General features: G+C 62.2%; 28 protein-coding genes. 19 read left to right on the top strand and 9 right to left on the bottom strand.

The genetic code is table 11. From position 1 onward, the window contains the following. Positions 1-95 precede the first annotated feature (95 nt). Together QMG56_RS01925 and QMG56_RS01920 are read left to right on the top strand one after the other, a co-directional pair. A complete protein-coding gene (locus QMG56_RS01925) occupies positions 96-1,121 on the top strand; it encodes an NADP-dependent oxidoreductase (protein WP_281820864.1) in 1,026 nt (341 codons plus the stop codon). Positions 1,122-1,132: 11 nt separating this feature from the next. After that, entirely contained in the window at positions 1,133-2,311 is a 1,179-nt protein-coding gene (locus QMG56_RS01920; protein ID WP_281820863.1) for an aromatic ring-hydroxylating dioxygenase subunit alpha, read from the top strand. A 183-nt stretch (positions 2,312-2,494) separates the two neighbouring features. Here QMG56_RS01920 and QMG56_RS01915 read toward each other — a convergent pair whose 3' ends face one another. Further along, complete coding sequence (locus tag QMG56_RS01915) at positions 2,495-4,600, bottom strand: bifunctional (p)ppGpp synthetase/guanosine-3',5'-bis(diphosphate) 3'-pyrophosphohydrolase (protein WP_230188509.1); 2,106 nt, start codon at positions 4,598-4,600, stop codon at positions 2,495-2,497. Between the two features lie 103 nt (positions 4,601-4,703). Then, positions 4,704-5,036, bottom strand: a complete 333-nt coding sequence (locus QMG56_RS01910) for a hypothetical protein (RefSeq protein WP_281820862.1) — start codon at positions 5,034-5,036, stop codon at positions 4,704-4,706. A gap of 149 nt (positions 5,037-5,185) precedes the next feature. Here QMG56_RS01910 and QMG56_RS01905 point away from each other — a divergent pair, with 149 nt between their 5' ends. The 4 genes from QMG56_RS01905 to QMG56_RS01890 are packed head-to-tail and all read left to right on the top strand — an operon-like array spanning position 5,186 to position 8,306. Next, positions 5,186-5,680 (top strand): helix-turn-helix domain-containing protein, encoded by a 495-nt coding sequence (locus QMG56_RS01905; protein WP_375713612.1) that lies wholly within the window; start codon positions 5,186-5,188, stop codon positions 5,678-5,680. Between the two features lie 44 nt (positions 5,681-5,724). Then, positions 5,725-6,822: a sensor histidine kinase gene (locus QMG56_RS01900; protein WP_230188511.1), complete on the top strand. Its 1,098-nt coding sequence runs from the start codon at positions 5,725-5,727 to the stop codon at positions 6,820-6,822. Then, the gene (locus QMG56_RS01895) at positions 6,819-7,619 is read left to right on the top strand and encodes a LytTR family DNA-binding domain-containing protein (RefSeq protein ID WP_230188512.1); all 801 of its coding nucleotides are present in this window, start codon (positions 6,819-6,821) and stop codon (positions 7,617-7,619) included. The genes QMG56_RS01900 and QMG56_RS01895 overlap by 4 nt, the downstream gene beginning before the upstream one ends. A 24-nt stretch (positions 7,620-7,643) precedes the next feature. Continuing rightward, positions 7,644-8,306 (top strand): glutathione S-transferase family protein, encoded by a 663-nt coding sequence (locus QMG56_RS01890; RefSeq protein WP_281820861.1) that lies wholly within the window; start codon positions 7,644-7,646, stop codon positions 8,304-8,306. Here QMG56_RS01890 and QMG56_RS01885 read toward each other — a convergent pair. Further along, positions 8,303-8,728: a GtrA family protein gene (locus tag QMG56_RS01885; protein WP_375713611.1), complete on the bottom strand. Its 426-nt coding sequence runs from the start codon at positions 8,726-8,728 to the stop codon at positions 8,303-8,305. The genes QMG56_RS01890 and QMG56_RS01885 overlap by 4 nt on opposite strands. Before the next feature lie 65 nt (positions 8,729-8,793). Between QMG56_RS01885 and QMG56_RS01880 the strand changes: the two genes are divergently transcribed. Beyond that, complete coding sequence (locus QMG56_RS01880; RefSeq protein ID WP_281820860.1) at positions 8,794-10,701, top strand: hypothetical protein; 1,908 nt, start codon at positions 8,794-8,796, stop codon at positions 10,699-10,701. Here the strand turns inward: QMG56_RS01880 and tadA are convergent. After that, positions 10,669-11,127: a tRNA adenosine(34) deaminase TadA gene (tadA, locus tag QMG56_RS01875; RefSeq protein ID WP_281820859.1), complete on the bottom strand. Its 459-nt coding sequence runs from the start codon at positions 11,125-11,127 to the stop codon at positions 10,669-10,671. The two genes, QMG56_RS01880 and tadA, sit on opposite strands and share 33 nt — an antisense overlap. Before the next feature lie 43 nt (positions 11,128-11,170). Beyond that, entirely contained in the window at positions 11,171-11,395 is a 225-nt protein-coding gene (locus QMG56_RS01870; RefSeq protein ID WP_230188621.1) for a hypothetical protein, read from the bottom strand. Positions 11,396-11,559: 164 nt separating this feature from the next. Here QMG56_RS01870 and rpmB point away from each other — a divergent pair, with 164 nt between their 5' ends. Next, entirely contained in the window at positions 11,560-11,850 is a 291-nt protein-coding gene (gene rpmB / locus QMG56_RS01865) for a 50S ribosomal protein L28 (protein WP_281820858.1), read from the top strand. A gap of 55 nt (positions 11,851-11,905) precedes the next feature. Here the strand turns inward: rpmB and QMG56_RS01860 are convergent, their stop codons facing one another. After that, a complete protein-coding gene (locus QMG56_RS01860; RefSeq protein ID WP_281820857.1) occupies positions 11,906-12,895 on the bottom strand; it encodes an esterase-like activity of phytase family protein in 990 nt (329 codons plus the stop codon). Between the two features lie 197 nt (positions 12,896-13,092). Between QMG56_RS01860 and QMG56_RS01855 the strand changes: the two genes are divergently transcribed. From QMG56_RS01855 to QMG56_RS01835, 5 genes are all read left to right on the top strand, one after another. Next, positions 13,093-13,515 carry a glycine zipper 2TM domain-containing protein gene (locus tag QMG56_RS01855; RefSeq protein ID WP_230188519.1) on the top strand — a complete coding sequence of 141 codons (423 nt, stop codon included), beginning with the start codon at positions 13,093-13,095 and terminating at the stop codon, positions 13,513-13,515. 140 nt (positions 13,516-13,655) lie between these two features. Then, complete coding sequence (putA, locus tag QMG56_RS01850; protein WP_281820855.1) at positions 13,656-16,706, top strand: bifunctional proline dehydrogenase/L-glutamate gamma-semialdehyde dehydrogenase PutA; 3,051 nt, start codon at positions 13,656-13,658, stop codon at positions 16,704-16,706. A gap of 114 nt (positions 16,707-16,820) precedes the next feature. Beyond that, positions 16,821-17,063 (top strand): hypothetical protein, encoded by a 243-nt coding sequence (locus QMG56_RS01845; RefSeq protein ID WP_230188521.1) that lies wholly within the window; start codon positions 16,821-16,823, stop codon positions 17,061-17,063. Positions 17,064-17,094: 31 nt separating this feature from the next. Further along, the gene (gene hemB, locus QMG56_RS01840; RefSeq protein ID WP_281820854.1) at positions 17,095-18,090 is read left to right on the top strand and encodes a porphobilinogen synthase; all 996 of its coding nucleotides are present in this window, start codon (positions 17,095-17,097) and stop codon (positions 18,088-18,090) included. After that, positions 18,087-18,659, top strand: coding sequence for a gamma carbonic anhydrase family protein (locus QMG56_RS01835; RefSeq protein ID WP_281820853.1), 573 nt, complete (start codon positions 18,087-18,089; stop codon positions 18,657-18,659). Before hemB ends, QMG56_RS01835 begins: the two co-directional genes overlap by 4 nt. A 7-nt stretch (positions 18,660-18,666) precedes the next feature. Here the strand turns inward: QMG56_RS01835 and QMG56_RS01830 are convergent, their stop codons facing one another. Continuing rightward, positions 18,667-19,194: a hypothetical protein gene (locus QMG56_RS01830; RefSeq protein WP_281820852.1), complete on the bottom strand. Its 528-nt coding sequence runs from the start codon at positions 19,192-19,194 to the stop codon at positions 18,667-18,669. A 141-nt stretch (positions 19,195-19,335) separates the two neighbouring features. Between QMG56_RS01830 and QMG56_RS01825 the strand changes: the two genes are divergently transcribed. The 4 genes from QMG56_RS01825 to QMG56_RS01810 all read left to right on the top strand — a co-directional run bounded on the left by QMG56_RS01825 (position 19,336) and on the right by QMG56_RS01810 (position 21,986). Continuing rightward, positions 19,336-20,274, top strand: a complete 939-nt coding sequence (locus tag QMG56_RS01825; protein ID WP_281820851.1) for an AEC family transporter — start codon at positions 19,336-19,338, stop codon at positions 20,272-20,274. Positions 20,275-20,436: 162 nt separating this feature from the next. Beyond that, the gene (gene rplU, locus QMG56_RS01820; RefSeq protein ID WP_230188526.1) at positions 20,437-20,802 is read left to right on the top strand and encodes a 50S ribosomal protein L21; all 366 of its coding nucleotides are present in this window, start codon (positions 20,437-20,439) and stop codon (positions 20,800-20,802) included. Positions 20,803-20,832: 30 nt separating this feature from the next. Beyond that, positions 20,833-21,102 (top strand): 50S ribosomal protein L27, encoded by a 270-nt coding sequence (gene rpmA / locus QMG56_RS01815; RefSeq protein ID WP_230188527.1) that lies wholly within the window; start codon positions 20,833-20,835, stop codon positions 21,100-21,102. Positions 21,103-21,404: 302 nt separating this feature from the next. Further along, on the top strand, positions 21,405-21,986 hold the full coding sequence (locus tag QMG56_RS01810; protein ID WP_230188528.1) for a GNAT family N-acetyltransferase: 582 nt from the start codon (positions 21,405-21,407) through the stop codon (positions 21,984-21,986). A gap of 27 nt (positions 21,987-22,013) precedes the next feature. Here QMG56_RS01810 and QMG56_RS01805 read toward each other — a convergent pair whose 3' ends face one another. Further along, complete coding sequence (locus QMG56_RS01805; protein WP_281820849.1) at positions 22,014-22,544, bottom strand: GNAT family N-acetyltransferase; 531 nt, start codon at positions 22,542-22,544, stop codon at positions 22,014-22,016. A gap of 32 nt (positions 22,545-22,576) precedes the next feature. Further along, entirely contained in the window at positions 22,577-23,458 is an 882-nt protein-coding gene (locus tag QMG56_RS01800; protein WP_281820848.1) for a metal-dependent hydrolase, read from the bottom strand. A 58-nt stretch (positions 23,459-23,516) separates the two neighbouring features. Here QMG56_RS01800 and QMG56_RS01795 point away from each other — a divergent pair, with 58 nt between their 5' ends. Continuing rightward, positions 23,517-24,152, top strand: a complete 636-nt coding sequence (locus QMG56_RS01795) for a TetR/AcrR family transcriptional regulator (RefSeq protein WP_281820847.1) — start codon at positions 23,517-23,519, stop codon at positions 24,150-24,152. A gap of 89 nt (positions 24,153-24,241) precedes the next feature. Continuing rightward, on the top strand, positions 24,242-25,312 hold the full coding sequence (gene obgE, locus QMG56_RS01790) for a GTPase ObgE (protein WP_281820845.1): 1,071 nt from the start codon (positions 24,242-24,244) through the stop codon (positions 25,310-25,312). Positions 25,313-25,328: the final 16 nt, after the last annotated feature.

Raw genomic sequence — 25,328 nt, 5'->3', positions numbered from 1 at the left:
GGTGGTGAAGCAACTAGCGCTAGTCAGAGGGCAGACTGACACAGGCGCGACATATGATCGGGGCAGAGGACAGCTCCGGGGACACAGAACACAGAATGACGCGCATCAACCACCGGATAACCCTGGCGCGGCGACCGACCGGTCTGCCCGATCGTGAGGACTTCGCTTTCGTAGAAGCGCCCGTTGCGCCGCTGGCGGAGGGCGAAATGCTGGTGCGCAATCGCGTGCTGGCGATGGACGCGGCCATCCGGGGCTTTCTGGACGACCGACCGAGCTATCTGCCGCCCGTCGCCATCGGCGAAGTCGTGCGCGGCATGATGCTGGGCGAAGTGGTGGAGAGCCGCGTGGATGGTTTTGCCACCGGCGATATCGTGCGGGCATTGGCGGGCTGGGAAGACTATAGCATCCTCACCGCCGATGCGTTGGGCATGGAAAAGCTGAAGATTGCCGACCGGGACCAGATGTCGCTGCAGATGGGGACGTTGGGACCGTCTGGGCTGACTGCCTATGTCGGGCTGTTCGCTATCGGTCAGATCAAGCCGGGCGATGTCGTCGCGATCAGCGCGGCGGCAGGTGCGGTGGGCAATGTCGCGGGGCAGATCGCACGCCTGACCGGATGCCGGACGATTGCCATTGCGGGCGGTGCGGACAAGGGCGCGCTGTGCCGCGATCTGGGTTTCGACGCGGTGATCGACTATCGCGCGCCGGGTGCGCTGGCCGACAAGATCGCGCAGGCGGCACCAGAGGGCGTCGACGTCTATTTCGACAATGTGGGCGGCGAGATACTCGACGCGATGCTGCCGCAGATGCGCGATTTCGGGCGTATCGTGGTGTGCGGGATGATCGCCAATTACAACAATGCCGACGACCAGTATCCGATCCGCAACCTGTGGCAGTTGCTGGTGAAGCGCGCGACCATGCGCGGCTTCCTGACCTATGACCATCCAGAGTATCTGGGCGAGGCGCAATCGCGTATCGGTGAGTGGGTACGGACGGGCGCATTGCGGCCGCTGGAAAATATCAGCCACGGGCTTTCGGCTACGCCGGACGCTTTCATCCGCCTGATGCAGGGCCGAACGACGGGTAAAACCGTCGTCTGCCTCGACCCGGCGGACGCTTAGGAGCAGGACATATGGGCTATAACGAGACCATCGGCAAAGAAGCCGAAAAGATGCTGGAATATGTAGAGACCGGCACCACCGATTGCGCCGACGGTACGATGGAAATCCCGGCGAGCGCCTATACCGACCCCGCCTATTTCGCACGGGAGATGTCGGAAATCTTCATGAAGCTGCCGCTGCTGGCCGCGCTCACCGCCGAAATGCCCAATCCGGGCGACTACAAGGCGATGGACCTGATGGGCAAACCCATCCTCATCACGCGCAAGACCGACGGCAGCGTGGCGGCGATGCTGAACGTGTGCACCCATCGTGGCATGATCCTGAAGCCTGAAGGCCATGGCAATGCCAAGCGGCTATCCTGCCCCTATCATGGCTGGACGTTCCTGAATGACGGGAAGCTGCTGGGCGTGGCCGATCCGCAGAAATTCGGGCCGGTGTGCAAGGAGGAACGCAACCTCACCACCCTGCCCGTAGTCGAGGCGGGCGGTGTTATCTGGGTTTGCCTGACGCCGGGTATGGAGATCGACATCGAAGCGCATCTGGGCGGGATGCTGGACGACCTCAATTCCTACAAGCTGGACGAGTGGCATTATTGCGGATCGCGGCGTATCCACGGCGCGAACTGGAAGATCGCCTATGACGGCTATCTGGAGGGCTATCACTTCGCCGCTGCGCATCCCGAAACCATCCACCCGCGCACCTTCAGCAACATCATGCACTTCACCGCGCTCGGCCCGCATATGCGGGTGGGCTATCCGCAGGTGCGGATCAAGGAAGCGCTGGGCGCACTGCCCCGCGAAAGCTGGGGCAGCCATGAGAATGAAGGGTTCGACTTCGTGCGGACCATCTTCCCCAATGTCAGCATCTTCTTCGCGCCGGAAATCACGCAGGTCGCGCAACTGATCCCCGGCCCGACGCCGGACAAAAACACCACCAACCTGCTCTTCATCCGCCGCGCACCGCCCAAGGATGCAGAGGATGCAGCAGGCATCGAAGGTATGATGGACTGGCTTAGCGAAGTCGTGGACCGGGAGGATTATGGTGTCGGCCTGCAGGTGCAGCGCGGCATGGAATCGGGCGCGATCAAGACCGTGCTGTTCGGGCAGAACGAGCGCGGCAACCAGTATTTTCACCGGACCATCGACTATATGCTCAGCGACGATCCGGCAAAGAGGATGCCCGATTTGTAAGGCGCCGGCGCTGACCCTTCGTCATTGCGATACCAAATTACGATAGTTGCAACACATGGCAACGGTCTTGCCGTTCCCCGGCGAAGGCCGGGGTCCAGTCCCACGCTCAGAACTGGGCCCCGGCCTTCGCCGGGGAACAACAGAGTTTAGGTTCCTATCAACGCAGCGTGGGATGAGGCAGCTCTAAACCCGGTCTGCCTGAACCACGATATCCAGCGCCCTTAGCGCCGACAGAATGCGGTTGAGGTGCTGCGCGTCGCTGACCTCCAGGTCGATGACGTCGGTGTGGAACGGGCCTTCGCGGTTCACCAGTTGCAGGTTGAGGATGTTCGCCTTGTTCGCGCCGAAGATGTTGGCGACCGACGCCAGCGCACCCGGCTGATTCTTGACGATGATCGCAAGGCGCGCAGTGCCGCCCTTCGACTTGGTATCCCACGCCAGATCGACCCATTCGGCGTCCAGCCCGCATTCCAGCACCTTGCAATCGATGGTGTGCACTTCGATCGGCACGCCCACACGGCGCAGCCCGACGATGCGGTCGCCCGGTACGGGGTGGCAGCAATCGCTGAGCACATAGGCGATTCCCGGCGTCAGCCCACGGATCGATACCGGCTCATGCTGGCGCGGATGCGCATCATCCGATCCTTCCGCCGTAGTCGATCCGGGGATCAGCGCTTCGAGCACTTCGGCGTCGGTCACGCGGTGCGTGGCAATCGCGATCATCAGGGCCGCGCGATCCTCCAGCTTCAGGCGCTTTAGGCCCGCGTTGAAGCCCTTGTCGCCGATCTCGACCGGCAGGCGGCTGGCGATTTCCTCGTAGAGTTTCTCGCCCAGAGCAATCTGTTCGCCGCGCTGCTTGTTGCGGATATAGCGGCGGATGGCTGCGCGCGCCTTGCCAGTGACGACAAAGGTCAGCCATCCGGGTTGCGGCTCCTGCCCGTCCGATTTCAGGATTTCGACCTGATCGCCATTTTCGAGGGACGTGCGCAGCGGCATGACGCGGCCATTGATCTTCGCACCCACGGTCTGGTTGCCGAGCCGCGTATGGACGGCATAGGCGAAATCGACCGGTGTCGATCCCTTGGGCAACTGGTGCAGTTCACCCTTGGGCGAGAAGGCGAAGATGCGATCCTGATACATCGCCATGCGGGTATGTTCGAGAAGCTCGTCCGCATCCTGGCTCTGTTCGAGAATTTCGACCAGATCGCGCAGCCACCCCGCCTGCCCGTCCGGCCGGGTGGTCTGACCGCCGCTCGATTGCTTGTACGCCCAGTGCGCCGCCAGCCCGAATTCGCTGTCGCGGTGCATGTCCTGACTGCGGATCTGCACCTCTATGCGCGCATTCTCGCTGTGGATGACGGTTGTGTGGATGGACCGGTATCCATTGCGCTTGGGCGTGGAGATGTAATCCTTGAACTTGCCGGGCACCATTTTGAAATGCTGGTGAATGATGCCCAGCGCCCGATAGCAATCCTCGGTCTTTTCGGTGATGACGCGAAAGGCCATGACATCGGTTAGCTGCTCGAAACTGATGTGCCGTTCCTGCATCTTCCGCCAGATGGAATAAGGATGCTTTTCCCGGCCTGACACGGTCACCCGCACATCGTTGCTGCCCAACAGCAGTTGCAGGCTGGATGCGATCCGCTCGACCTTGTCCTCGCCGCCTTCCTTCAGATGCTCCAGCCGCTTGGTGATGCTGTCATAGGCTTCCGGTTCGAGTTCGCGGAAAGCGAGCAACTGCATCTCACGCATGAAATCATACATGCCGATCCGCTCGGCGAGCGGCGCGTAGATATCCATCGTCTCCTTGGCGATGCGCCGCCGCTTTTCGGGCTTGGCGATGAAATGCAGCGTCCGCATATTGTGCAGACGGTCGGCCAGCTTCACCAGCAGCACGCGAATATCGTCCGACATCGCCAGCAGGAACTTGCGCAGATTTTCCGCCGCGCGTTCGTTTTCCGACTGCGCTTCGATCTTGGAGAGCTTCGTCACGCCATCGACCAGCCGCGCGACATCCTTGCCGAACGCTTTCTCGATCTCCTCATAGGTGACCAGCGTGTCCTCGATCGTATCGTGCAGCAGCGCAGTCACGATCGTCTGATCGTCGAGATAGAGGTCGGTCAGGATGCCCGCGACTTCGATCGGGTGACTGAAATAGGGGTCTCCGCTCGCCCGTTTCTGGCTGCCATGTTTCTGGACCGAAAACACATAGGCGCGGTTGATCATCGCTTCGTCCGCATCCGGATCGTAGCTTTTTACCCGTTCGACAAGTTCATACTGACGCAACATAGAAAGCAGAGATGGGGGCTATAGGCCCGCAACCGCAACAAAAATATGTCACGCACCGATGCGTGCGCGCCACAATCCGTCAATAAAGTGGATTTGCCGCGCCTCAGGACGCCCGTTCGTTGCACGCCGCAAGCTGGGCCGCGTCAAATGCCTGCGCATCGGCGGTGAAGGCCAGAAGCGGCCCGACTGCCTTTGCAACGGCGGCACAGATGATCGCGGGACGGCTTGCCCCCTTCGATGCGGAACACTGGTCGCCCGCACATGTCCAAAGCAACTCCCGCGCCACGAACTGCGCATGCTTGGCCGGGGTGGCGAGCGTGACCTTGTAAAAGCGCGCCGATGGCTGCGCCTGTGCCGGCAGCGCCCCGAAACCGGCGCCCGCCACTGCAGCGCCCAGCAATAGCGCACGTATGAACGATACAGTCCTGATATGCATATTGGCCTCCCGACAAGGTTGTAAGTTGCGAATGGCTACCTATATAGATTCGTTTCAGATCGCAACTGTATATTCACGCGATATTCACCAGGTGGGCGTCATGGATTGCATTTTGCAACGTTGGAAGGATTGCGCTAAGGTGTGCGGCTATGATGGATCATGAGAAACGTGAGATAGAAGCGTTGCAGCAATGCGGGCTTCCCAACGCTCTCGAAGCGATGGGGGAACGCTGGTCGTTCATGATCCTGCGCGGTGCGCTTACGGGCATCCGTCATTTTGAGGATTTTCAGTCTACACTCGGCATCGCGCGCAACATCCTTGCCAATCGCCTCGCGCGGCTGGTGGAAAAAGGGATCATGGCGCGGGAACCGATGAGCTGCGACCGGCGCAAGGTGGAATATAGCCTGACGCAGAAAGGCCGCGCTTTGGCGCCGGTGATGATTGCCCTGCGGCAATGGGGCGAAAAGTGGGAATGCGGCGTGCCTTCGGTCCCCGTCCTGTGCGACCGCCGCGACGGCAAACCGATCCAGCAGATCGGCATCCAGTCCCACGATGGCCGGATGCTGGAAGTCGATGATCTGATGTGGGTGTTCGACGACGAGCAAACCCCCGTCTGCGAAGAACGCACGCACGCCACGGCCTGACGCACCCCCTTCTCGGTAGCTTCAAAACCGGCTAAGCCTGCGTCATGTCGGTCAATCCCCTGCAACCACAACCGTTTTTCGCGGATAAGAACCGGGCATTCTGGCAACTTCAATCGCTAGGCTGGCTGGGCACTTTCGTGCTGCGCGGCGCGTCGGGCGTTGCGAACGGGCAAGACCTCTCGTTTCTCGTTCCGGTGCTCATATCGACGGTCACCGGCTACTCCGTGACCCTGCTGATGGCCGTGATCTTCCGCGCTTTGCTCAAGCAGCGGCCGATCATCACCTGGGGCGCTTCGATCGTTGCGGTCGTGGCCTCGGCGGCGCTCTGCGCCTTCATCGATGCATGGGTCTTTGCAACGCAGAACCAATCCAGCGATACAGCGGGGTTGCAGCTTTTCCTTGGCGCCTTCTATCTGACCGTCACGCTGCTGGGCGCATGGTCGGCGCTGTATTACGCCATCAACTTCTTCCTGACGGTCGAGGAGCAAGCGGATCAGCTTCAACGGCTGGAGCTGCAGGCGAGCAACGCGCAGCTTGCGATGCTGCGCTATCAGCTCAATCCGCATTTCCTGTTCAATACGCTCAACAGCATTTCGACGCTTGTCCTGCTCAAGCAGACGGACCGGGCCAATGCGATGCTCTCCCGCCTCTCCTCTTTCCTGCGCTACACGCTCATCAACGAACCGACGGCGCAGGTCACGCTGGAGCAGGAAGTGGAAACGCTCAAACTCTATCTGGAGATCGAGAAGATGCGTTTCGAGGACCGCTTGCGGCCTGCCTTCCACATAGATCCCGCTGTCGCGCATGCCCGGTTGCCGTCGCTGCTGCTGCAGCCGCTGGTCGAAAACGCCATCAAATATGCTGTCACGCCAAAGGAAGAAGGCGCCGAAATATCCGTTATGGCGCAGCCTGCCGGTGAAAACGTCCGGATCGTCGTGTCCGATACGGGTCCGGGATTGAACGAGATCGCAGCTCGTCCAAGTCTCTCGACGGGAGTGGGATTGGCCAACATCCGCGACAGGCTGTTTCAAGCCTATGGGGAACGCCATAGCTTCGACGCACGTTCCACACCCGGAGGCGGATTTTCGGTGACCATCGAAATGCCGCTGATAACGGAAGAATCAACGAAAGTGGCTGCATGACAATTAGAACGATCCTCGTCGATGATGAGAGCCTTGCCATTCAGGGCATGCAGCTCCGCCTCGAAGCCCATGAGGATGTCGAGATCATCGAGACGTGCCAGAATGGGCGTGAAGCCATCCGGGCCATCAAGACGCACAAGCCCGACCTCGTTTTCCTCGACATCCAGATGCCCGGTTTTGACGGCTTTTCCGTCGTGCAGGGCATGATGGAGATCGAACCGCCGCTGTTCATCTTTGTCACTGCTTATTCCGATCACGCGATCCGCGCGTTCGAGGCGCAGGCCGTCGACTATCTGATGAAGCCGGTCGAGCCGGACCGTCTGGCCGATGCGCTGGAGCGCGTGCGCCTGCGCCTCAGTGAAAAGCGGCAGGTGCAGGAAGTCGAGCGTTTGCGCGAAGTGCTCGCCGAAGTCGCGCCGCAGGCAATGAGCGACTTTGCCCCGGAAGAAGACGGCCATGCCTCGAACCGCTATGAAAAGCTCATCAACATCAAGGATCGCGGGCAGATTTTCCGCGTCGATGTCGACAGCATCGAACGCATCGACGCCGCGGGCGATTACATGTGCATCTACACTGCCGACAATTCGCTGATCCTGCGCGAGACGATGAAGGATCTGGAAAAGCGCCTAGACCCCCGCAATTTTCAGCGCGTCCATCGCTCCACCATCGTCAATCTGTCGCAAGTCCGTCAGGTAAAACCCCACACCAACGGCGAATGCTTCCTGGTGCTGGAAAGCGGCGCGCAAGTGAAGGTCAGCCGCAGCTATCGCGACGTAGTGGCGCGGTTCGTGCACTGACGATCGGGCTGCTGGGAGAGGAAAATGCCGAATTTACTGTTATTTGGACACCCATTTTCCTCTTATCATCAAAAGGCGCTCATCGGCTTATATGAGAACGCGGTTCCTTTTACGCTGCGCATGCTCTCGCCTGATGAACCGAAAAATGGTGCGGAGTGGGCTACACTCTGGCCGCTGAAACGCTTTCCGGTGCTGGTCGACGGCGACCGAACCATCGCCGAAGCGACCATCATTCTGGAATATCTGGACCTGCATTATCGCGGCGACGTCCCTTTGATCCCTGACGATCCGGCCGCTGCGCTGGATACGCGAATGATGGATCGCTTCTTCGACAATTACATTTCCACGCCGCAGCAAAAGATCGTGTTCGATGCACTCCGGCCGGACGATGCCAAGGATCCGGCGGGCGTGGCCGATGCCCATGCCCAACTGGAAACCGCCTATGCGTGGCTCGACGGGGTGATGGCCGCCCGGCAATGGGCGACCGGCGATGTGTTTACACTGGCCGACTGCGGCGCGGCACCGTTTCTATTCTACGCGCACTGGGTGCACCCCATCGGGCCGCAATTTGCCAACGTCCTCGCCTATCGCAACCGCCTGCTGGCGCGTCCGTCCTTCGCTCGAGCTGTTGATGAGGCACGACCCTATCGGGGCTTCTTCCCGCTCCCGGTGCCTGATGAAGACTAACGAAATACCCATTGCCGGTTCAGTACGAACACGATGGCAGGCGTTACGAAGATAAACGCCGGGATCGGCGCCCATTCGGGCCAGCCCATCGTCGTGACGCACAGCCATACCCACACCGCATTGATGCCCAGGCTCACCATAGACACCGCGACGAACTTTACCGCTCGGCCCGCGCTGCGATCTTCGCGTTCGGCATCGCGGAAGGTGAAGGCGCCGTGCAGCACATAGCCTGCCACCACCGCGACGCAGAACCCCGCCACCAGCGCGACTTGCGGATGCAGGCCCACCAACGCCGCCAGCGTCCAGTAGATCGCAGCCTGAATGGCCGTCACCGTTACGCCGGTCAGGCCATATCGCACGACTTGCCACAACAGCGCGCGCCGTTCGGGGGGCCATGCCCTGATCGCCGCCATGATTTTCATCGACACCCCTTTGCGCTTTGCGTGCGGCGGTCTAATCCGGCGCTCATGACATGGAAAGCGGCAAGATGAGCAGCGCGACACAGAACACCCCCCGTTGGCGCGCGCGCATCACGCCGCTGGTCGATCGCTGGTCGGCCTATGCCGATGCGGAATGGAAATGGCTGACCTTCCTGATCTGGGTGGGCATCGCGGCGTTCTACATCGTGTCACGCTGGCAGCAGGTGCACTGGCTGGTGCTGACCGATACGGACGACAATATCCGCTATCTGCAGGTGAAGGACTGGCTGGCGGGTCAGGGTTGGTACGATCTGCGCCAGTATCGGCTCGACCCACCGGGCGGCGCGAACATTCACTGGTCGCGGCTGGTGGACTTGCCGATTGCTGGGCTGATGCTGTTCTTCCGGCTGTTCACGGACATTCCGACGGCGGACCGGCTGGCCTGCGCCATAGCCCCTCTCCTGCCCCTGCTGCCGATGATGCTCAGCCTTGCGTTCATCGTCCGGCGGCTGGCGGGCGGCAATGCGTGGATCGTCGCTGTGCTGGCTCCGCTGGCGGCGCAGATGGGTCTGAGCATGTATATGCCGATGCGGATCGACCATCATGGCTGGCAGCTGGCGCTGACCGTGGCGATGCTGGCCGGGATGGTGGACCGCAACTGGCTGCGCGGCGGGATCGTCGCGGGGCTGAGTAGTGCGTTCTCCATCGCCATCGGGATGGAGATGATCGTCTATCTCGCCGCAGCCGGTGCCATCGTCGCGCTGCGCTGGGTGTTCAAGGATGGCGCGGCGCGGCGGATGCGGCCTTATGCCATCAGCCTTGGCGGAGGCGTCGGCTTATTGTTCGTGCTGACCGCCAGCTACGCCAATCGTGCGCCGGTATGCGATGCCCTGTCGCCCGTATGGGTCGGCATATTGGGCGCGGCGGCGGGCGGGATGTTGCTGCTGACCTATCTGCCCCTGCGCAACTGGCAGCAGCGATTGATCGCCGGTGCGGTTATCGGCGCATTGGTCGCCGCCTTCGCGCTGATGAACTGGCCGCAATGCGTGACGAGTGCCTATCAGCTCTCGCCTGAACTGCAAAAACTGTGGCTCGCCAATATCCGCGAGGCCAAGCCGATCACGGTGCAGGCGCGCAATGTGGTGGTGCCGCTGCTGTCCCTGCCGGTGGTGGCGATCATCGGCGCGCTGTTTGCCTGCTGGACCGTGCGGCGGGATACCGAAGCCCTGTGGGCATGGGCAACCGTCACGCTGATGACGATATTCGCGGTCGGCCTGCTGTTCTGGCAATTGCGGGCCGGTCCTGCGGCGCAGTTCCTCGCGATACCGGCGGCGGCGTGGACGGCATGGATGGCAGCGCGCACGATGCTGTTCGGCAAACCACTCTGGCGCGTCGTTGGCGCTTTGGCCGTGCTGGTCGTCGGCGCAGTGCTGTTTGTGTATCAGATATACCCGGAGGCCAATCGCCTGATCGCGGACATGACCGATGCGGCGCCAGCGAAGCCCAAAGCGAAGCCTAGCCCCAACAGCCGAGGCGAATTGATCCGCAAGGCCAATGGCCGCTGCCGCTCGCTGCCGCAGCTACAGGTGCTGAATCAGCTTCCGCCCGCCACAATCTTCACGATGGTCGATCTGGGGCCGCGCCTCATCGCCACGACGCATCATAGCGCGATTGCCGGTCCCTATCATCGCAACGGCGCGGCGATTCTGGACATTCATCATGCGCTGGATGGTCCTCCCGACGGGTTCCGCGCCATCGCCGCGCGGCACTTCGCGACCTATCTGCTGATCTGCCCGAACTTCCCAGAAGGCACCGTGTATCAGTCGCGCAGTCCGAAGGGATTCTACGCGCAACTGATGCGCGGGACGGTACCGGGCTGGCTGGAGCCGGTGACGCTGACATCGCCTGCCCCCCTGCCCTACAAACTCTACCGCATCGACTATTCAGCGCCGAACGGCAAAGAAGTCGCGCAGTAAGGTTGCGGCGGGCGCTTCGGCGATCCCGCCATAGACATCGGGCCGGTGCAGGCATTGCGGGTGGGTGAAGACATGCGCGCCATGATCGACCGCTCCGCCCTTGGGATCGGATGCGCCATAATAGAGCCGCGCGATTCGGGCGTGGGATATGGCACCGGCGCACATCGCGCAGGGTTCCAGCGTCACCCATAATTCGCAATCGGTAAGGCGAAAGTCGCCAATGGCCTGCGCCGCCGCGCGGATGGCCACGATTTCTGCATGTGCAGTGGGATCGTTGTCGCGGCGGTTGCGGTTCTCGCCTTCGCCGATGAATGCCCCGTCCCGCACGACGACTGCGCCGATAGGGACTTCCCCCGCCGCCCCGGCTGCACGCGCCAGATCAAGCGCGCGGCGCATCGGTGCGGGGGTGGGAAATGGCGCGGGCATGAGGGCGTTTAACGCCCCATGGTGCGCCGCGCCAGTGTGTCGCTTATTGGGGCTTCTGCACGTTGACCGTCGGCACTTCGACGGTTTCGTTGCGCGTGCCGACTTCGACCTTCACGACATCGGCCTTGTACGCGGGCAACGTGCCCTGCTTCACCGCAACCGCCGGGAGCGTCGCATCGCGAGTCTGTTCGACTTTCAGCAAGCCCAATGCCATGGCACCGCCAACGACGATCAGCCCCACGACCAGCAGTCCCAATATGAATTTTATCATTTTACCCTCCGTGAACTATAGGGCGCTTAACGCAGATCAGCGGCGAAGGTTGCTATATACTCTATGCCAAGGGTTGACGGATCAGGGCGATCGGGCTATCCGCGCCGCTTTCCGGGCAAACCCCGGGCCACCGAAACCTTCTGTATACAGGGCTGATTGATATGTCGCGCATCTGCGAGCTGACCGGCAAGACCCGCCAAGTGGGCCACAACGTGTCCCACGCGAACAACAAGACCAAGCGGGTGTTTCTGCCGAACCTGCAGAACGTCACGCTGCTGTCCGAAGCGCTCGAAAAGGGCGTTAAGCTGCGCGTTTCGACCAACGGCCTGCGTTCGGTCGAGCATGTCGGCGGTCTCGACAACTGGTTGCTCAAGACCAATGACGAGAAGCTCTCGCTCCGCGCACAGCGCGTAAAGCGTGAAATCGTGAAGAAGCAGAAGGTCGCCGCGTAACACGCACGACTCGGTTTCTGAACGAATAAGAGAGGCGGCCTGCGGGTCGCCTTTTTTATTGCGTGAGACTTTTGGGAATTTCCAATTTCAGCAGCAGGCTGCGCTGGAAAAATTCGTGATTGTCGTCCGATGCCATCCACAGGATGCGCCGACCGTTCTCGGTGGATAGCGCCAGCGCCTCGAAATTATCGGACAACACCGGCGGCGCGAAGCGGGCGAGGTCTTGCGCCACAAGCTCCGCACCGGCGCGCAACGGCGGCAGCGTCACAAGCGCGATGACGGCCGTAAACCCTTCGTGCAGCGTAACCCGGCGATTGAGCACCAGCAGATGCGTATCGTCCAGCACGACGGCATCGGTAGGCCGATAGCCCATTGGTGGGCGATAGCTTAGCCGCAGCGGGGGCACGCTTTTGGGTTCGGCGGGATCTTGCTGGAACAGCAGCACATCGTTGCCGCCATCCTTGCCATAGCCATATTCGGAAAACAGCAGGAAGCGCCCATCGTTCAGGCGGACCATCGCTTCACCCGCCCCGGTGTCGGGCCAGCGTTTGACCGCTGGCCACGACATGCACGATTCGATCCGCGCAAATCCCGGCGCATAGCGGCAGATGCGCTGGATCAGCTCGAACGACACCCAGTGGTGGCCGGTCGCGGGATCGACGACCTGCGCTTCTGAATCCCATGTCCAGCTTGGCAGATCCTTTTCCGCTGCGGTCGTCGGCAAAGGCGCGACGAACTGCCGCCCTCCGCGACCGTTGAGCGAAAAGCCGAACAGCGTCCCCGAATCGCTGAGCGCAAGGAATTGCCCGTCCGGCTGCACGAGCAAAGAGGATATGCCGCCGAAATCGGGATGCGGACTGGTCAGTTGCCAGCCACCCAGAAAGCGGAACGGGCCGATCCGGTCGCGCCGGGGATCGTCGCTGTCGAGCGCGAGGGGATGCGCCGTTACCAGCAGCGACCCCGCCACGCGCGGCGCGCCCTTGTTCGGTGCGGGCGGCGACAGCAATGCTACCGCCAGCAGAAGGATAAGGAGAACGCGCGACATCGGGGTCCAGCCGATAGGCGATTTGGCGGCGGAACACACTTGATTTGTCGCGATTTATGAACGGCAAATAACTGAACCAAGGCTGTCATCCATGTTCAGCCAAGCCTCAAAGCGAATCGCCCATAAGGGTCTCATCGAGAGGGACAGTGATTCGAAACAGTCACCCTCCCGAAGAAGTTTTGATAAGGAGTAACGCCATGAAGAAGTCTGCTTTCATCAACATGGGTGCTGCGCTTGCAATGGGCGTTGCATCTTTCGCTGCCACCTCGGCTCCGGCAATGGCCCGTGACCATTATCGCGGTTACGAACGCGGCTATGATCGGGACGATTATTACCGCGGTGGCGACCGTCGTTATTACAATAACGAGCGCTATTACCGGAACAACGGCTATCGCGGCGGTAACGACTATTACCGTGGCAACGACCGGAACAACTACCGCAACAACTACCGCTGCCGCGACAATGGCACCGGCGGCACCATCATCGGCGCGATTGCCGGTGGCCTGCTCGGTAACGAAGTCGCCGGTCGCGGTGACCGCACCACCGGTGCGATCCTGGGTGCAGGCGTAGGCGCTCTGGCCGGACGTGCCATCGACAAGAATGGCGGTCGCCGCTGCTGATCCGACAGCGAAGCACCGTTAGAACCAACGGAGGAGGCCAGTCCCGCGAGGGGCTGGCCTTTTCGCATAACTTGTAATAATGTTTCGGAACGCGGTAACAATCAGTCAGCGTTAGCAGCCGCGTTCTGGAGCTTCCCGCCATGCCTGCCGACCGTCTCCCCCTCCCCTTTCCCGCGCATGATTCGGACCCGGCGACCTTTCGCCAGCGCCTCCCCCACGATCATCGTCGGGCCGAACCGGACGTGCTTCGCCCGCTGATCGACCGGGCGCGACAAAGCACGACGGATCGCGCGGCATCGGTGACGCGCGCCAAGGGGCTGCTGACCGACCTGCGCGCCGCGCAGAGCGACGGCTGGGTCAATCAGTTCCTGCAGGAATATCGCATGAACACGGCGGAAGGCGTAGCCTTGCTGTCGCTGGCCGAAGCGTTCCTGCGCGTGCCCGATCCCGACACGGCGGATCAGTTGATCGCTGACAAGATCGGCGAAAGCGACTGGCGCGCGCATAGCGGCAAATCGCACAGCAATCTGGTGAACAGCGCGACCTGGGGTCTCGTCCTGGGCCGCGCGATGGTGCGCGACGATGGCACCGCAGGCGTTCTGCGCAAGCTGATCGGGCGCGCGGGCGAACCGTTCGTCCGCACCGCCGTCGGCGCGGCGATGCGCCTGATGGGCGAAGTGTTCGTGATGGGCCGCACCATCGAGGAAGCCATCAAGCGGATGGACAAGAAGCAGAACCGCGGCTTCACCGCGAGCTTCGACATGCTGGGCGAAGGCGCGCGGACCTATGAAGACGCAGCGCGCTATTTCGAAAGCTATGGCAACGCCATTCGCGAAGTCGCAGCGCAGGGGGAGAAGGGCCACAGCGTCTCGATCAAGCTGTCGGCGCTCCACCCCCGCTACGAAGCCAGCCAGTCCTATCGCTGCGTGTCCGACCTGACCGAAATGCTGCTCGCGCTGTCGAAACAGGCCGCGGCAAGCAATGTCGCGCTGACGGTGGATGCGGAGGAATCGCAGCGGCTGGTCATGTCGCTCGACATCATCGAAGCGGTGGCGCGGCATCCCGATCTGCGCGGTTGGGACGGGCTGGGCATGGCGATTCAGGCATATAGCAAACGCGCGCGGGCCGTCGTCGGCTGGGCGAACGCCACCGCACGGGATCGCGGTACGCGGATGGCGGTGCGGCTGGTCAAGGGTGCCTATTGGGACAGCGAGATCAAATATACGCAGGAGCGCGGCCTGTCGGGCTATCCTTTGTTCACGCGCAAGGCAGCGACGGATGTGTCCTACCTTGCCTGCGCGCGCGACATGCTCGACGCCAGCCATCTCTATCCCGCCTTCGCCAGCCATAATGCGCTGACCGTGGCCACCATATTGCAATGGGCAGGCAAGCGGCGCGATTTCGAATTTCAGCGGCTGCACGGCATGGGCGAAGGCCTGTACGAGCGACTGGTGCGCGAAGAGGGGCATCATTGCCGAATCTACGCGCCCGTGGGCGGCCATCAGGATCTGCTTGCCTATCTGGTGCGGCGATTGCTGGAAAATGGCGCGAATTCCAGCTTCGTGCATCAACTCGCCGATGCCGCGACCTCCGAGGAGGAATTGCTGGCCGATCCGGTCGAGAAGGTCGCCCGCTCTGGCGGTGCGCCGCATCCGGCCATCCCCCTGCCCCGCGACCTGTTCCGCCCCGAACGCGCGAACAGTGCAGGCGTGGACCTGGACGACCGGGACATATTGTCGGAGGTGATGGCCGAGGTGCGGCAGCCTTGGGACGAACATAATATTCCGTTCGTGTCGAGCGGGTCGAACGGAGAGAGTAGCCTGGCGTCCTTCGCCCGGACCGCCGTCGACCGCGCCCACACCGCCTTCCCGACATGGGCCGCAACGCCCCTCGACGCTCGCGCCGATTGCCTCGACCGCCTCGCCGATCTGATGGAAGAACGCCGCCCGCAATTGATGGCCATCGCCGCACAGGAAGCGTTCAAGACGATTCCCGATGCGCTGGGCGAAGTGCGCGAGGCGATTGATTTCTGCCGCTATTACGCAGCGCAAGCACGCACCGGCCTCGCGCCGGTCACGCTGCCCGGACCGACCGGCGAGCGCAATGTGCTTCGCATGGAGGGGCGCGGCGTCTGGCTGTGCATCGCGCCGTGGAATTTCCCGCTGGCGATCTTCATCGGGCAAGTTGCCGCCGCACTGGTTGCAGGCAATAGCGTGGTCGCCAAGCCTGCGCCCCAGACGCCGCAGATCGCTGCTGCCGCCGTCGCACTGGCACATGAGGCAGGTGTGCCGCGCGATGCCCTGATCCTGGCCCCCGGCGGCGCGGAAATGGGCAAGGCACTGACCGCCGATCCGCGCATCGCGGGCGTGGCGTTCACGGGCTCCGTCGCCGCAGCCAAGGCCATCGCACGCGCCTTGCTCGACGGGCCGGAGGATCGCCCCATCGTGCCGCTGATCGCCGAAACCGGCGGCATCAACGCCATGATCGTCGATTCGACCGCGCTGCCCGAACAGGTGGTGCGCGATATCGTGATTTCCGGGTTCCAGTCTGCGGGTCAGCGCTGCTCGGCGCTCCGCCTGCTGCTGGTGCAGGAGGAAGTGCTCGACCGCACGCTCCATATGCTGAAGGGCGCGATGGATGCGTTGGTGATCGGCGATCCCACCGACAGTCGCACCGATGTCGGACCGGTGATCGACAAGGCCGCATATGATCGCCTCATGGCGCACCGCGAAACGCACAGGGCCCGAATCGCCCATTCGGTCTCCGTGCCGAAACAGAAGCTGTTCGTGCCGCCCACCGTCATCCGGCTCGATGACATCGATCAGCTCGACCGGGAAGTCTTTGGCCCTATCGTGCATGTCGCTACATGGCGCGCAGGCGAGCTGGAACAGGTGGTCGCACAGATCAATGCCAAGGGCTTTGGCCTGACCATGGGCTTGCACAGCCGCATCGCGCGGACCGCGGGCACCGTGGACGCGCTTGCGGCGGTCGGCAACCTCTACGTCAACCGATCGATGATCGGTGCCGTGGTCGGATCGCAACCCTTTGGCGGCGAAGGACTTTCCGGCACGGGACCGAAAGCAGGCGGGCCGCATTATCTGCACCGCTTCTGCGTCGAGCGCGTGACATCGACCGACACGACATCGGCCGGCGGAAACGCCAGCCTGCTCAGCCTGGAAGACGAAGCCTAAGGGTCCGGGCGTCCCGTGTTACGAAATTTCCGATTATCAGCCTGACGCTTTCAGTAACGCTTGATTCCTGCCGATTTTGTGACACGATGCGCTTTAGAACCATAGGGGCGCGTCATGGAACTTTCATGGGATACTCCGGTACGATTTTTCGTCGGTAACGGCGATCAGGGTTTTCGCACGACCTTCCGCGGTTGCCTGGCTGTGTTCGAGGGCATAGCGCCCGACGACCGCTTTACCGCCTTCGCCGAATTTGAAGGTCCGGTGACGGTCGGCGGCAACCGCACCGCCATCGAATTGGGCGCGACGGAACTTGAAACGGCAGCCGCCTTGCTGAGAAACCCCAAGCATATTTGTTGATCCGGCTTGGACTGCGGCCTAGACCGGCTGCATGTCCTATGCCCCCTACCCCGCACTTCGCATGCGTCGCACCCGTGCCGCTGCATGGTCTCGCGCCATGCATGCAGAGCATCGCCTTAGCCCCGCCGACCTGATCTGGCCCTTGTTCGTGACCGAAGGCAGCGGCGTAGAGGAACCCATCGGCAGCCTGCCCGGCGTATCGCGCTGGTCGGTCGACGGTATCGTCACACAGGCGAAGCTGGCACGCGATCTGGGCATTCCCTGCCTCGCGCTCTTCCCCAATACGCAGCCCGATCGGCGCAGCGACGATGGGACCGAAGCGCTCAATCCCGACAATCTGATGTGCCGCGCGATCCGGGCGATTAAGAATGCCGTGCCGGAGGTCGGCGTGCTGACCGACGTGGCGCTCGACCCCTATACCGCGCACGGACAGGACGGGCTGCTGGACGATTCAGGCTATGTCCTGAACGATGCGACCGTCGATGTGCTGATCGGCCAGTCGCTCAATCAGGCAGAGGCAGGCGCGGACATCATCGCGCCCAGCGACATGATGGACGGCCGCGTCGGCGCGATCCGAGATGCGCTGGAAAGTGCGGGCCATGCAAATGTCCAGATCATGGCCTATGCCGCCAAATATGCGAGCGCCTTTTATGGCCCCTTCCGCGATGCCGTGGGGTCGAGCGGCCTCCTGAAAGGCAACAAGAAAAGCTATCAGATGGACCCCGCCAATGGCGAGGAAGCGTTGCGCGAAGTCGGGATGGATCTGGCCGAAGGCGCCGACAGCGTGATGGTGAAGCCCGGCCTCCCCTATCTCGACATCGTCGCGCGCGTGAAGGATGCGTTCGGCGTACCCGTGTTCGCCTATCAGGTGTCCGGCGAATATGCGATGATCGAAGCTGCCGCCGCAGCGGGCGCAGGCGACCGCAACGCGCTGGTCCTCGAAACGTTGATGAGCTTCAAGCGCGCAGGCTGCACCGGCGTGCTGACTTACCATGCTCCGCTAGCGGCAAAGTTGATGACGGCATGAAACACGAACGGCATCCCGGCGCGAGCATCATCGCAATCAACGGCATTATGCCGCGCATCCATGAAAGTGCCTTCGTCGCGCCCGGTTGCCGGATCATCGGCGACGTAGAGATCGGGCCGGAAGCCAGCATCTGGTACAATTGCGTCATTCGCGGCGACGTCAATCGCGTGACCATCGGCGCGCGGACCAATGTGCAGGACGGCACCGTCATTCATTGCGATTCGGACAAGGATGGCGCGGGCGGCTTTCCGACGACCATCGGCGAAGACGTGCTGATCGGCCACATGGTGATGCTGCATGGCTGCACCTTGCTGGATCGGGCGTTCGTAGGGCTGGGTTCCATCGTCATGGACGGTTGCGTGGTGGAAGGCGACGCGATGCTTGCCGCAGGTGCGATGCTGACCCCGGGCAAGCGTGTCCCCCACCGTCAGCTCTGGAGCGGACGCCCCGCCAAATATATGCGCGACCTGACCGATGAAGCGGTTATCGGGATGCGCACGGGGGTGGAACATTATGTCCACAATGCCCACGCCCACAAAGGTGCCGTGCGCGCTGCCCAGGACGAATAGCTTCGGCTCAGGCCGGCGCGAGCATCGCCCTCAGCGCGTCGAGACGGTCGTTCTGCGAATCGACCGTGGCGAGGGCCGATGCCCGCGCGGCGTCGATTGCATCCACGGACCCTGACATCTTGCCATCCGCAATGGCGCTGACCCGCGCGGTATACAGCGTATCGAGCGCCGCCAGCGCAGATACGCTATCGTTGCGCGCGGATTCCAGCGCGCTGATCGCCGCTTGCGCGGCGACCCACGGATCGCTCGACACAGCCGCCCCGGAGGCTGCGCGCGTCAATCGTTGCGCCTCGGCATAGGCCTTGTCGAACGCCATTGCGCCCGCCGCTGCCTGTCCGACATAGCGCGCCAGTTCGGCATCGTCGGAGGGGCTTGCTGCGGGTGCTGTCGGCGCCGGGGTGGCGGCAGGCGTTTCGTAGTCCGCCGATTCCACCGGACGGCGCGCCAGCGAAGGATAGGCGCTCGTATCGGCAACGCCTGCGGCACAACCGGTCAGCAACAGCGCAAGCGAGGAAAAGAGCGGGCGGAACATCATGACGCTGCATCTAAGCAGCGTATGGGTTCGTTGCAATGGCTCAAGTCCTGGCCCTCACTTCGTCATCCCCGCGCAGGCGGGAATGACAATGTTTAGAGCTCAGATTGGCACAGCCGCCAAAAACCCCTACCGGCATCGATCATGCTGACCAATATTGTCACCATCCTGCCGGTGTTCCTGATCGTCCTGTCAGGGTTCGGCGCAGGGCGCGCCGGCGTGCTGGGGCCGGACGGCGCAACGATCCTGAACCGCTTCGTGGTGTGGATCGCCTTGCCTTGCCTGCTGTTCGATGTGGTGGCGACGACCGATTGGCACACATATTGGAACCCCGGCTTCGCTACAGTGTCGCTGATCGGCAGTTTCGCGGTGTTCGCCATCGGTCTGGTCATCGGACGGATGCGGGGATTGTCGATTGCCGACATGGGCGTTGACGGCCTCAATGCCAGCTATTGCAATGCCGTCTATATCGGCCTCCCTTTGCTCACGCTGACTTTGGGCCCGGCGGTACGGCCTCACATCATCGTTGCTGCAGGTTTTACGCTGACAGCCTTGTTCGTCGCGGGCGTCATCTTGATCGAGGCGGGCCGCAGCCACGGTCACGGCATGGCGGGCGCAGCGTTACACATAGTCACAGGCATGGCGCGCAATCCGGTGATCGTGTCGCCGCTGGCCGGGCTGATCTGGTGGTGGAGCGGACTCGCCCTGCCCGCACCGATCCACGGCTTCCTCACCATGCTCGGCACGGCGGCCAGTCCCGCTGCGTTGGTGGCTGTGGGGTTGTTCCTGGCGCAGCGGCCCATCGTCCATGCGATCGGCAATCCCCATGTGCTTGCCCTCTCGCTCGTCAAGCTGGTGGCGCATCCGGCGATCACCGCGTGGCTGGCGTGGAAAGTCTTCATGTTGCCTGCCGACATCGCCGCCACCGCCATTGCCGTGGCGGCCCTGCCCACCGGCACCGGGCCATTCATGATCGCCGAATTCTACGCCCGTGATGGAAAGGTCACTTCCGGCACGATCATGGTCAGCACAATAGCATCGGTCGCAACGATTGCAGGCGTGCTTCTCCTGCTGCACGGCTAGGCAAACAACGCCGTTCGCAACGTAAAAAGGCGTGGCCGGGACGGCAATCCGGTTGACAGGGGGGACTCAATCCCATAATGGGCCGCTTTCCCGCGCGGGGTCTTCCGGGGCTGATGTCCCAGTGTTTCCGCGTCACGCAGTTTGGATTAGAAGAGAAAAGCCATGTTCGCAGTCGTGCGCACGGGCGGCAAGCAGTATCGCGTTGCCGCAGGAGACAAGATCGTCATCGAAAAGATCGCCGGTGAAGCTGGCGACCAGATTACGCTGGACGACGTCCTGCTGGCTGGCGAAGGCTCGGACCTGAAGGACACGAACGGTCTGACGGTGTCGGCAGAAATCATCGCGCAGGCGAAGGGCGAGAAGGTCATCGTCTTCAAGAAGCGCCGTCGCCACAACTATCGCCGTAAGAACGGCCATCGTCAGCGTCACACGATCCTGCGCATCGTCGCAATCGGCGGCGAAGAGAAGAAGGCAGCGCCCAAGAAGGCCGCAGCCAAGACCGAAGACGCAGCGGCTGCAGAAGCCTGAGCGTTCCAGAGCATTCGAGGAGTATAGACAATGGCACATAAGAAAGCAGGCGGTTCTTCGCGCAACGGTCGCGACTCCGCTGGCCGTCGCCTTGGCGTGAAGAAGTTCGGTGGCCAGGAAGTCATCGGCGGCAACATTATCATTCGTCAGCGCGGCACGCGCGTCTATCCGGGTCGCAATGTCGGCATCGGCAAGGACCACACGCTGTTCGCGCTTATCGAAGGCCGCGTGGTATTCCACGATGGCAAGCAAGGCCGCAAATATGTGTCCGTCGATATGATGGCACAGGCCGCAGAATAACGGACGACCTCCCATTCGGGGTCGTCCACTGGGCGCCCCGAAAGACAGTTTCTCCGTAATGGAAATACTGTCGGGTTGAGGGAAAACGGGGCGCCCCGAAAGGGTAGCGCCCCGTTTCCGTGTCTGGTGCATTTCGGGTCCTATCCTTTTCTTTTCCCTCGTCGTTTTTCTTGGAACAACGGCTCGTCTCATGCGTCGCACGGGCAAGCTTTTCCAAGAAAGAGCTGTCGCGAAGTCGTAACGCAATGCCGGTAGCGGCATCTGCATTGGGGCGGATGACAAGAATAAGAGAGGAATGCCCAATGTTTGCCCGCACGAACCGTTTGCTGCTTCGGCCCGGCTGGATGGAGGATGCCCCCGCATTGGCCCAAGCCATTGGCGAGGAGAGCATCGTGCGCAATCTGGCGCGCGCGCCATGGCCCTATGCCGAAGACGATGCACGGACCTTTCTGGGTATGCAGCGCGATATGCGCTTGCCCGATTTCCTGATCTTCTCACGGACGCGCGGCGCGCCTCGACTGGTCGGCGGCTGCGGCATCGGTTTGCCCGCAGAAGACGGCCAGCCTGAACTGGGCTATTGGATCGCGCGCCGCTATTGGGGGCTGGGTTTCGCTACAGAGGCAGCGCGCGCCGTGGTCGAGATCGCCCGCGCAACGGGTATCCAAAATCTGACTGCAGGGCATTTCATCGACAACCCGGCTTCCGGCAATGTCCTGCGCAAGATCGGCTTTCGCGCAACCGGCCACATCGCGCCGCGTTTCTGCTGCGCGCGGCAGAAAACAGCCCCGTACGCACTGTACGAAATGTCCGATGAAGTGGACATGCCGCGAAGTGACTTGGCGATCGAACTCTATGGCGAGGAAAGCCAGCCGCTTGCGGCATGACGATTGACCCCTCGCTTTGGCGGGGGGTTAACCGCCGCGATTCCGTTCGAACAGGATCAGCGGAATCTCGCCGTTTCGCACCCGCGCCGTCTCATGGAAACCGCATTTCTCTGCAACCTTGATCGACGGCCTGTTATCGGGATCGACGATGCAGCGCGTCGCCGGCGCATCGACATGCACATCTGCCCAGGCAAGCGTAGCGGCCACCGCTTCGGTTGCCAGCCCCTGCCCCGCCAGTTGCGACCGCACGGCCCAGCCGATTTCGGGACATCCTTCCAGTTCAGGGATGCCCCGGCGCGATTCGAGCAGCCCCGCGCTGCCGACATAGGCACCTGTCTTCCGGTCCGCGACCACCCAGGAACCATAGCCGAACAGCGACCATAGTCCTGCATGGCGCAGAATGCGGAACCACACCGCTTGCTCGTCCTGAATCTGCCCGCCTGTGATGAACTTCACGGTGACGGGGTCTTGCCACAGCGCAACGCTGTCATCGAGATCGGAAAGCCGATGCGCGCGGAGGGTCAATCGTTCGGTATGGAGCGTAGGAGCGTCAGTCATTGCGGCACAATGGCAGCGCTCCTCGCCATCGGTCAAGCCGTGGCAACGCGCTCCGGCAGTACGGCATCGGCATAATCGCTCGATGCCCGTGCGATCAGCGCGCGGTCGTCATGGTTCCACGGATGGAAACCGGGAAGAAAATAGCCGATCCACGCGCCCATGATCTTGCGCACCATGCCCGGACGACCGAAGGCGAACCACGCCATCTGCGCCCAGACCCGCGGTCCGGTCAGGCCATCCTGCCGCAACAGTTCCAGAATGCCGCGTGTCCGGTGATGAAAGAATCGCTGCGTAACGAGCAGCATCAGCATCGATTTGACCTTCCACCGCTTGAACCGGGACCAGTCGCGGGTCGCATGCAGCCATGTGTCGTAGGCAACGCCCTTATGCTCGATTTCCTCCAGCGCGTGCCATTGCCACAGCCCCCGCGATTCAGCATCGGCTTCATCCAGATGCCGGGGGTTGGCGAGCAATTGATGCGCAAGGATCGCGGTGAAATGCTCCAGCGCCATCGTCGCGGCAAGGTCGACGATCTTGGGACGGCCCTTGATCTCGTCCAGCGAATCGATGACGTCCTGCTCCAGCAGCGATACGTCATATCCGGCATCCACCACCCGGCGGTTGAATGCGACATGCTCGCGGCTGTGGATCACTTCCTGTTTGATGAAAGCGTTGATTTCCTGCTGCAAGCGCGGGGGCGTGCCTTCACGAAAGGCGCGCACGCTATCGACGAAGAAGGCTTCGCCGCGCGGGAACGTCACGGACAGCGCATTGTAGAACGCCGTACCGATCGGATCGCCGCCCAGCCACCAGCGTTTCTGAACGGTCTCGTCCGCCTGCGCCCGGCCGAAGCGCCGATCACGCGGCGTAATCGAAAGATCATGAGGGGTACGCGAAAGCAATTTCTGTGGCATGGTCTCTTCCATCAGCACGTCTAACTTACACTCGTGCAAATAAAGGTTACTTACACTAATGTCAATAGCGCGCCGTCGCCTTAGCCCCCTCGAAAGCCGAACCGCCGCTCTGGAAGCCGCGCGCGAACTGCTCCTCGAAGCAGGTCCGCAGGCCGTTACGCTAAAGGCCGTGGCCGGCCGGATTCAGCGGACCCACGCCAATCTGCTTCACCATTTCGGATCGGCTTCAGGCTTGCAGAAGGCACTGGCAGGCTATCTGGCGGACATGATCACCGCGACCATCGGTGACGCCGTCAAGAAAGCGCGCCGCGGCGAGGTGGAGCCGCGGACCATCGTCGATCTCACCTTCGATGCCTTCGACAAGGAAGGCGCCGGGGCGCTGGCGTCATGGATGATGGCATCGGGCAATGAAGATGCGCTCGACCCGGTGGTGGAGGCTATTCATCGGCTGGTGGACGAACTGTCGGCCAGCGAACCCAACCGCCCCTATATTGCCGAGCATACGCTCGCACTGGTGCTGAGCGCTTTGGGCGATTCGATGATGGGCGCGCCAATGGCCAAGGCGCTGGGCCTGCCGCGCACGATGGCGCGCGATCTGGCGACCCGCACCTTGTTCGCCTCGATGGCGCTGGCGGAGTCCCCTGAAATGAACACGGCCCTGGTGAACTGGATGGCCGCCAACGCGCCGAAATAAAAAGCCGTTTTAGGTTTTCACGTGTCGACTTATTTTCGCATAATGGCGCAAAGGTTTAATTTCCGGAGGAATACCGCTAAGGGCGGCGCATGCATTTTTTAGACCAGGCAAAAATCTATCTCCGCTCCGGCGCGGGCGGCCCCGGTGCCGTCAGCTTCCGCCGGGAGATGTACGTCGAATATGGCGGCCCCGACGGCGGTAACGGCGGCAAGGGCGGCGACATTATCTTCGAAGCGATCGAAGGCCTCAACACCCTCATCGACTTTCGCTATACTCAGCATTTCAAGGCGCAGCGCGGCATACCGGGCATGGGCAAGAACCGCTATGGCGCAGGCGGCGACGACCTGATCATCAAGGTGCCGATCGGTACGCAGGTGATCGCGGACGATGACGAAGGCACCATCCTGGCCGACTTCACCATCCCCGGCGAGCGCGTCGTGTTCCTGCGCGGTGGCGATGGCGGGCGTGGCAACATGTCCTTCAAATCCAGCACCAACCGCGCCCCGCGTCAGCATGGCACGGGTTGGCCGGGTGAGGAAATGTGGGTCTGGCTGCGGCTCAAACTGCTGGCCGACGTCGGCCTTGTCGGCCTTCCCAATGCAGGCAAATCGACCTTTATCAATCAGGTGAGCAACGCCAAGGCGAAGGTCGGCGATTATCCGTTCACGACGACCAAGCCGCAGCTTGGCGTCGTCAGCCACAAGGGCCGCGAGTTCGTGCTGGCCGACATTCCCGGCCTGATCGAAGGCGCAGCCGAAGGCGCTGGCATTGGCGACCGCTTCCTGGGCCATATCGAGCGGTGCCGCGTGCTGCTGCATCTGGTCGACGCGACCCTCGACGATCCGCTCGACGCATGGCGCATCGTGCAGGATGAGCTGTCAGCTTATGGCGCGGGCCTTGATGAAAAACCGCAATTGCTGGCGCTGAACAAGGGCGATCTGCTCGGTCAGGAATTGATGGACGACATCGCCGACCAGTTCCGGCAAGCCGGTGCGGAGGAAATCTTCATCATCTCCGGCGGCACAGGCGCAGGGGTCAGCGAACTGCTGGACCGTGTGATCCCCGAACTCGGCCCGGAACAGCGCACCGCCAGCAGCTACCGCATGGATATCGACCCGGAGGACGAGGACAAGGAAGCGGAACCGTGGTCGCCGCTGTAATCCGTCACACTTCTGC

Source organism: Sphingobium sp. BS19 (assembly GCF_027925545.1).
GTDB lineage: Bacteria > Pseudomonadota > Alphaproteobacteria > Sphingomonadales > Sphingomonadaceae > Sphingobium.
Note: the sequence above shows the minus strand (reverse complement) of the source record. Positions and strands in the feature narration are given on the sequence as shown.